Source organism: Streptomyces sp. NPDC060198, from assembly GCF_042728415.1.
GTDB lineage: Bacteria > Actinomycetota > Actinomycetes > Streptomycetales > Streptomycetaceae > Streptomyces.
Genome location: NZ_JBHWZJ010000346.1, coordinates 1 through 7,408, shown reverse-complemented (window position 1 = coordinate 7,408; position 7,408 = coordinate 1). Strand labels below are relative to the sequence as shown.

The following is a 7,408-nucleotide window of genomic DNA, read 5'->3' as shown; positions in this document are numbered from 1 at the left end:
GGGCACGGGGCGCCGTCCCGCTGCTGCCGTCCCGTGGGTGACCGGACGACCCGGCCGACGCGTTCCCGTACGCGAGTTCAGTGAGCGGCCAACGCGTCCGTCCCCATGTCCAGCCGCATGGCGTCGCGCACCTCGGCCAGCGCGTCCATGACGTCGACGAAGGCGCGCTCGCAGCGGGCGTCACCGTCCACCACCCCCGCGCCCGCCTCGTCCCGCAGCCTGCGCACGCTGCGGAAGTAGTCGAGAGCGGGCTCGACCACGGCGCGCGGCGCGAAAACCTCCAGCTGGTAGCGGAGTTCGTAGCACTTGGCAAAGCTCTGCCGGGCGCGGACCAGACGATCCGCGTCGGTGGACGCCCGGTCCAGAATCAGGAGTTGCAGCTCCCCGCGCACCTGGGAAAGCGTCCCGAGGTAGGCCCCGTACAGCTCGCGTCTGCTGCGCCGCCACTCTCCGGCGGCCTCACGCCGGTCCTTGCGGGCCTCGATCAGCAGCGTCGAGCCCATGGCGATCACCGCACCGAGAAGCGTGGCCACCAGCGTCATCCATTCCATGCTCGAACACGGTAGGGAGACGGAGTGGTCCACGCCAGGGTGTCGGGCGGCCAAGGGGTGTTGCGAAAGTGGCGCCGAAAAGGTCCCCGGCACGGCCGGTGCCGAGCCGGTGGGCGACACGGACCTCGAAGCGGAGGGGCGTCAGCCGAAGCCGAAGATGCGCGCGAGGAAGAAGGCGGCGACGACGGCCGCGCCCACCAGGACGACGGCCGCCCATACGGCCGGGTGCTCCCAGATGCCTCCGTCCGCGCGCTCCTGGTGCGCCTCACCGATGCAGCCTTCGGCAGGCGGGGTCTCTCCCGGGGGATTCAGTGCGGTAGTCATGCGTCAACCGTCTCTCCACCCGCGCTCCCGCGCACGCCGTGGCGACTGTGCGGCGCGGGCCCATCGCCGGGAGCGGCCCTCACGGGTGCGGACGCCGCCCGCTCCGGTCGCCCGCCTGCCCGCTCGCCCTTCGGGCGGCCTGCCCGCCCGCGCCCAGCAGTCCCGTGGCCTCAAAACGGGCCCGCTCCTCCAGACGGGGGAGCTGCCGCCGGGACACCCAGGCGACCACCGGCGGCAGCAGGGGGCGTACGGGCTGCGCCAGCCGCAGCCACGGCGGCGCGTACACCGTGGGGGAGCGGCGCTCGATGCCGCGTACCAGCCAGCCGGCGACCTGCTCCACCGGGTGGATCCGGCGCGCCGGGGGAGGCATGTGACCGCGCAGCTCGCGGAGCACGTCGTACCGGTCGGCGTCCCGGATCATGTCGGTGCCCGTCCAGCTCAGGTAGGCGACGCCCACACCCACCCCTCGGTGGGCCAGCTCGGCCCGCAGGGACTGCGCGAACGACTCGACGCCCGCCTTCGACGCGCAGTAGGCGCTCATCATGGGTGCCGCGCCGAACGAAGCCGTGGAGGCGATCTGGAGGAAGTAGCCGTGCGTCGCGAGCAGCCCCGGCAGGAACGCACGCGCGGTGACGGCACTGCCGACGAGGTTGACCTCGACGACCCGCCGCCAGCTCACGGGGTCCGACGTGACGAAGGGGCCGCCCTCGGCCACCCCGGCGTTGGCCACGACGACCGAAGGGCGGCCGAGGCGGTCGGAGACCTCGGCCGCCACGCTCTCCATGGCCGCGTCGTCCGTGACGTCCACCTCGAAGCAGTGCGCGTCCGTCTCCAGGGTCCGCGCCACCCGCTCCAGCGCCTTCCCCTCCCGTCCGAGGAGGGCGACCCGTACGCCACGGTGCGCCAGCTCCCTCGCGATCCCCGCGCCCACCCCGCGTGCCGCTCCGGTGACGACCGCGAGACGCCCTGCCAGCGGGTTCCTGTCGCGCATACTGCACTCCTCGGCCGTGCGGAGGGGACCGTGCGTCGACGGCCCGGCGGCTGGCCGCCACCGCCTCCACCCAAACACGCCGGACCGGATCGGGCTCGCGCTGAGGTCCGGCCGCGCCGGGGCCGTCCGGGGTGCCCCGGGGTCCCCCGTGCTCCCCGCCCAGGCACCGTGGCGCCCTGCGGGGTTTCCCCGTCGAGCGGCGGAGACCGTGTCGCGGACGCCCTTCGCACGGTGCGGTTGAGTACGCAGACTCAGGCCGTGGACGGGTTCCCCGCCGGACGATGGACCTCGCCACACCGACCGACCGCAGGAGAATCCGTGCTCAGCCGCATCGCCGCCGCCGTCGTGCCCTCCCTCGGACAGCTGACGACCACGTCCGACGAGGAGGCGGCCCCCGCCCCCGGAACGATCGTCGTCGCCAACCACACCTCGCTCGTCGATCCGGGGATCGTGCTGGCCGCACTGCTCCGCCACGGAGTGGAGCCGGTCGTTCTCGCCACCGCCGGCCTCTGGCGCATCCCGGTGCTCGGGCCTCTGCTGGTCAGGGGCGGGCACGGGCCCGTCCACCGGGGGAGTGTCCGGGCGGCGGAGTCCCTGGACGAGGCCGCCGCCGCGTTGCGGGCGGGCCGCCACGTCCTCATCTACGCGGAGGGCCGGCTGCCGCTGCGGAAGGACTCGGCCGAGGCGGCGCCCGAGCGGTTCCGCAGCGGGCTCGCCCGCCTCGCGCTGGCCGCCGACGCCCCGGTCGTACCGATCGGCCAGGCGGGCGCCCGCCGCGTTGTCTCCGGCGGCGCCGTGAAGCAGATCGCCGGACTTCTCACCGCGCCGGCCCGCCGGCCCCGTCTGCACGTCCACTTCGGCAGCACCGTCCGACTCCCCGACGACATCCCGGCGGCGACCGCGACGGCGCACCGGGCCGTCACGGCGGCCTGGCGCACGGCCACGGAGCACCTGGTAGCTGTCTCGTGAACCCTGGCGGCCACCGCCGGCCGCTCGGCGGCCGGGCCTTCACCGGCCCGTGGAGCCGGCCCGTGGAGCCGGGACGGTGAAGGCCGAGACGTGGGTCAGCGCTCCATCATGCGCATCTGGGCGCCGTTGTGGGTGTCTCCGGCGGCCGGGGGGAGGCTGGTGAGCTGATCGAGCTGCTCGACGGTCAGCGTCAGGGCATCGGCGGCGGTGTTCTCCTCGACCCGGGCCACCCGGCGGGTGCCGGGGATGGGCGCGATGTCGTCCCCCTGCGCCAGCAGCCAGGCGAGGGCGACCTGGGCCGGGGTCGCGCCGATCCGGACGGCGAGGGAGGCGACCTCGTCGGCCAGACGCAGATTGTGCTGGAAGTTCTCCTCGGTGAACCGCGGGTTGTCCGCGCGGAAGTCGTCGGGCGCGAACTGGTCGGTGGAGCGGATCGCGCCGGTCAGGAAGCCGCGCCCCAGGGGAGAGAAGGGGACGAAGCCGATGTTCAGCTCACGCAGTACCGGCAGCACGCGGGCTTCGGGGTCCCGGGTGAACAGCGAGTACTCCGACTGCAGCGCGGTGACCGGGTGGACGGCGTGGGCGCGGCGGATGGTGTCGGGGCCCGCCTCGGAGAGACCGATGTACCGGATCTTGCCCTCGGTCACCAGTTCTGCCAGCGCGCCGACGGTCTCCTCGATGGGAGTGCCGGGGTCGACGCGGTGCTGGTAGTAGAGGTCGATGTGGTCGGTCCCGAGGCGCCTCAGAGAGCCCTCGACCGCCGCGCGGACGTTCGCCGGGCTGCTGTCGGGACCGCCCTGACGGCCGGTGTGGGAGATCAGCCCGAACTTCGTCGCGAGGACGACCTGGTCCCGGTGTCCCCTCAGCGCGCGGCCGACGAGTTCCTCGTTGGTGTACGGGCCGTAGACCTCGGCGGTGTCGACGAAGGTGACGCCCAGCTCAAGGGCGCGGTGCACGGTGCGGATGGACTCCGCGTCGTCGGTGCCGGCGCCCGTGTAGCCGTGCGACATGCCCATCGCGCCCAGGCCGATACGGGAGACCTTCAGGTCACCGAGGTTGATGTGCTTCATGATGCTCACTCTCTGCAATACGTTCGGTGGTTCTCGACTGTGACGAAGTGAACCCGATCACAGCTCCCGCGTTCCGGGCCCGGCTTCGCGGAGTCGGGGCGGAGGTCGCACGCGTCCGTGAGGGCGCCCCGGTCCGCACCGCCCGCCCCGGTCAGCCGTCCAGGCGGCGCTTGCTGAGCCAGGCGACCATCTCGGGGTCGTGGTGGTCGAAGAACAGGGTCTCGCCCGTGTCGAGTGCGGCGACGGCTGCCATCTGATCGTCGGTCAGCTCGAAGTCGAAGACGTCGAAGTTCTGCGCCATCCGGTCGGGGTTGACGGACTTGGGGATGGTGACGACCTCGCGCTGGATCAGCCAGCGCAGCGCGACCTGGGCCACGGACTTGCCGTGCGCCTCGCCGATACGGGCCAGGACGGGGTTGGTGAACAGGCCGTTCCTCCCCTCGGCGAAGCCGCCCCAGGACTGGTGCTGGACACCGTACCGGCGCATGAGGTCCTGGTCGGCGGTGCGCTGGTAGAAGACGTGGGTCTCGATCTGGTTGACGGCCGGCGTGATCTCGTTGTTGAAGATGAGGTCCAGGAGCCGGTCGGGATGGAAGTTGGCGACGCCGACCGCCTTGGCCAGGCCCTCGCGGTTCAGCGCCTCCATGGCCCGCCACTGGCCGTACACGTCACCGAAGGGCTGGTGCATCAGGTACAGGTCGACATGGTCCAGGCCCAGCTTGCGCAGCGAGGTCTCGAAGGCGCGCCGGGTGTTCGCCTCGGCAGGCGCGTCCTGGACCCACAGCTTGGTGGTGACGAACAGTTCCTCGCGCGGGATGCCGGCGGCCCTGATGGCGCGCCCGACCGCCTCCTCGTTGCCGTACGCGGCAGCGGTGTCGAGCAGCCGGTAACCGGCCGCCAGCGCTTCAAAGACGGCCCGCTCGGTCTGCTCGGCCGGGATCTGGTAGACGCCGAAGCCGAGGACCGGCATCCGGAGGCCGTTGTTGAGGGTGACGTGTTGCACGGGTTCTTCCTTCTCGTGGTGGCGTGGTTGCTCGATGGCGAGCGGGGGCTGATGGGGCGGGTCGGAGGTGGCGAAGGCCTTGAGGGCCCGGCGGCCGGACACGGTCGGGTACGCGTCCGGCGTCATGTATTTCATCCGCTGACGGTCTGGATCTCCCCCACTCCGGTCCGTGTCGTAGGAATCGGGTCGTCGCGCAGGCTCGGCACCGGGCCGGACAGGTCCGAACGGTGGGCCGGAGCGGGAAGCTGACGGCGGTATCGAGCAGGATCACCGCCGCGTCGGCAACCGCGCCGAAGACCGCCACCGCGCCTGCGCCGCCGTACTCCCGCGAGGTGTCCACCGGGGTCACCCGGTGACGTCGTCGACCATGCCCGCCGGCACCCCCCGGCAGGCAGACCGGCTTCTGCGGGTGGGTGGCCAGAGGGGGGTACGGCAGGGCCCCCCTCCCGCATACCGCCCAGGTCGCCGCATTGCGACACTGGACGCATGGCACCCGAGCAGCGGCACACCGTCGGTGACGAGCTGGCGCGCTTCCTGCGCGCCCGCCGCACCCGGACCAGCCCCCAGTCCGTCGGCCTCACCCCCGGGTACGGCGTCCGCCGCACCCCCGGCCTGCGGCGCGAGGAACTGGCCACGCTCGCCGGTGTCAGCATCGACTACTACACCCGCCTGGAACGCGGCAAGGAGACCCGGCCGGGCCCCGGGGTCGTCGACGCTCTCGCCCGCGCCCTCCAGCTCGACGACGACGAACACCACCACCTGCGCGAGCTCGCCGTCCGCGCCTCCCGGTACGCGCCCCAGCCGCCCCCTCCGCCCAGCCGCACCGTCCGTCCCCACCTCGCGCTGCTGCTGGAGACGATGAGGCCGAGCCCCGCCTACATCGTCAGCCGCAGCATGGACCTGCTCGCCTGGAACCCCGGCGGTCTCGCTCTGTACGCGGGTATCGACGACTGGCCGGCCACCCGTCGCAACCTCGCCCGCTACCTCTTCCTCCACCCCGTGGCCCGTGAGCTGTTCCCCGACTGGGACATCCAGGTCCGCGGCTGTGTCGCCCGCCTGCGCACCGAAGCCGGCCTCAACCCCGACGCTCCGGATCTCACGACCCTCGTCGGCGAACTCCTCCTCAAGAGCCCCGACTTCGCCAGCCTCTGGGAGCGTTACGAGGTCAGAGGCCGCAAGAAGCTCCAGAAGACCCTCCACCACCCGAAGGTCGGCGTCCTCACCCTCAGCTCCCAGAGTATGAGTCTGGAGGGGACCCCCGGACAGCGCCTCGGCGTCTACACCGCCGAACCCGGCACCCCCGACCACGACGCCATGCTCCTGCTCGACCTCACCGCACCGGCGGACCCGGCACACCGCGACCGCGTGACGGCCGACTGACCGCCGCCCCGGAGAAGGAGCCGCCCCGGCCGGGGCCGGTCGAGGCCGGTCAGGAGGTCGGCCAACAGGCCGGTCACGAGGATCGGTCACGAGGCCGGTAGAGGTCTTCGGGCGTCAGGTCAGGGCGGAGCCGGTGCCATGACGGATGCCGCAGCAGCCCGGCGCGGGTCCTGGCGGCGTAGGCCACCTCGCCGACCAGACGGGGCGTCACCCATCGCGCGCCCGGGACCGCCGGGGGCGGGGTGAAGGGGCAGTCGGCACTCGCCGAGGCGCGCAGGAGTCCGGCGAGCGTTCGCCGTTCGCCGTCGCTCCATCCGGTGCCGACGTTCCCGATGTGCCGCAGGCCGTCGCCGTGCCACTCACCCAGCAGCAGAGCGCCCGGCAGATCGCTCAGACGCCCGTGGCCGGGCAGCCAGCCGCCGACGACGACATCGGCGGTCCGGATGTGACGGATCTTGATCCAGGCCCGCGAGCGGACCCCCGGTTCGTAGGCCGAGTCAAGCCGCTTGGCGACCAGCCCCTCCAGCCCGGCGGCCCGGGTCGCTTCCAGCGCGCGTGCGCCGTGCCCCGCGATGAAGGCGGGGGTCGACCAGTGCGTTCCGGCAAGGCCGAGCGATTCGAGGGCGGCGCGGCGCGCGGTGTAGGGGAGCGGGGTCAGCGGGTCGGTACCGAGGAACAGTACGTCGAAGAGAACCAGGTGCGCGGGGACGGCACGCGCCATCCTGGCCGCCTTCGCCGGTGTGCCCGCCAGACCCATCCGCGACTGCAGCCGTTCGAAGTCGCTGCGTCCCGCGTCGTCGAACGTGACGATCTCACCGTCCAGGACCGCGGCCGTGTCACCCAGAGCCGCGCCCAGCGGCGCCAGGTCCGGGTAGGCGGCGGTGATGTCCGCGCCGGAACGTGAACGCAAGCGCACCGCCCCGTCGCCGGGCAGACCGACCACCGCGCGCTGCCCGTCGTACTTGACCTCGTAGGCCCACCGCTCGTCCACCGCGGCGGGCGGCAGCCGACCGGGGGTGGCGAGCATCGGGGCGATCCGGGGAAGTCCCATGGGCCCGGCGCGTCAGGACGCGCTGCGCTTCCTCGCCGGCGCCTTACGGGCGGAGGCCTTCTTCGAGGT

General features: G+C 72.9%; 8 protein-coding genes. 2 read left to right on the top strand and 6 right to left on the bottom strand.

The genetic code is table 11. From position 1 onward, the window contains the following. Positions 1 to 77: 77 nt before the first annotated feature. From ACFWEP_RS28740 to ACFWEP_RS28730, 3 genes are all read right to left on the bottom strand, one after another. Positions 78 to 551, bottom strand: coding sequence for a hypothetical protein (locus ACFWEP_RS28740; protein WP_387374290.1), 474 nt, complete (start codon positions 549 to 551; stop codon positions 78 to 80). A 141-nt stretch (positions 552 to 692) separates the two neighbouring features. Continuing rightward, positions 693 to 875, bottom strand: a complete 183-nt coding sequence (locus tag ACFWEP_RS28735) for a DUF6480 family protein (RefSeq protein ID WP_387374288.1) — start codon at positions 873 to 875, stop codon at positions 693 to 695. Positions 876 to 954: 79 nt separating this feature from the next. After that, positions 955 to 1,866, bottom strand: a complete 912-nt coding sequence (locus ACFWEP_RS28730; protein ID WP_387374286.1) for an SDR family oxidoreductase — start codon at positions 1,864 to 1,866, stop codon at positions 955 to 957. A 318-nt stretch (positions 1,867 to 2,184) separates the two neighbouring features. On the opposite strand from ACFWEP_RS28730, the gene ACFWEP_RS28725 reads away from it, so the two are divergent. Continuing rightward, positions 2,185 to 2,835, top strand: coding sequence for a lysophospholipid acyltransferase family protein (locus tag ACFWEP_RS28725; RefSeq protein WP_387374284.1), 651 nt, complete (start codon positions 2,185 to 2,187; stop codon positions 2,833 to 2,835). 95 nt (positions 2,836 to 2,930) lie between these two features. Here ACFWEP_RS28725 and ACFWEP_RS28720 read toward each other — a convergent pair whose 3' ends face one another. Beyond that, positions 2,931 to 3,905: an aldo/keto reductase gene (locus ACFWEP_RS28720; RefSeq protein ID WP_387374282.1), complete on the bottom strand. Its 975-nt coding sequence runs from the start codon at positions 3,903 to 3,905 to the stop codon at positions 2,931 to 2,933. A gap of 151 nt (positions 3,906 to 4,056) precedes the next feature. Then, a complete protein-coding gene (locus ACFWEP_RS28715; RefSeq protein WP_387374292.1) occupies positions 4,057 to 4,908 on the bottom strand; it encodes an aldo/keto reductase in 852 nt (283 codons plus the stop codon). Positions 4,909 to 5,394: 486 nt separating this feature from the next. Between ACFWEP_RS28715 and ACFWEP_RS28710 the strand changes: the two genes are divergently transcribed. Continuing rightward, positions 5,395 to 6,288: a helix-turn-helix transcriptional regulator gene (locus ACFWEP_RS28710; protein ID WP_387374280.1), complete on the top strand. Its 894-nt coding sequence runs from the start codon at positions 5,395 to 5,397 to the stop codon at positions 6,286 to 6,288. 73 nt (positions 6,289 to 6,361) lie between these two features. On the opposite strand, the gene ligD is transcribed toward ACFWEP_RS28710, so the two are convergent. Further along, positions 6,362 to 7,315, bottom strand: coding sequence for a non-homologous end-joining DNA ligase (ligD, locus tag ACFWEP_RS28705; RefSeq protein ID WP_387374279.1), 954 nt, complete (start codon positions 7,313 to 7,315; stop codon positions 6,362 to 6,364). Positions 7,316 to 7,408: the final 93 nt, after the last annotated feature.

What these genes read in the sequence shown, in the direction of transcription:
- ACFWEP_RS28740 (WP_387374290.1), bottom strand. Translation starts at nt 551, where the DNA reads ATGGAATGGATGACGCTGGTGGCCACGCTTCTCGGTGCGGTGATCGCC.
- ACFWEP_RS28735 (WP_387374288.1), bottom strand. Translation starts at nt 875, where the DNA reads ATGACTACCGCACTGAATCCCCCGGGAGAGACCCCGCCTGCCGAAGGC.
- ACFWEP_RS28730 (WP_387374286.1), bottom strand. Translation starts at nt 1,866, where the DNA reads ATGCGCGACAGGAACCCGCTGGCAGGGCGTCTCGCGGTCGTCACCGGA.
- ACFWEP_RS28720 (WP_387374282.1), bottom strand. Translation starts at nt 3,905, where the DNA reads ATGAAGCACATCAACCTCGGTGACCTGAAGGTCTCCCGTATCGGCCTG.
- ACFWEP_RS28710 (WP_387374280.1), top strand. Translation starts at nt 5,395, where the DNA reads ATGGCACCCGAGCAGCGGCACACCGTCGGTGACGAGCTGGCGCGCTTC.
- ligD (WP_387374279.1), bottom strand. Translation starts at nt 7,315, where the DNA reads ATGCTCGCCACCCCCGGTCGGCTGCCGCCCGCCGCGGTGGACGAGCGG.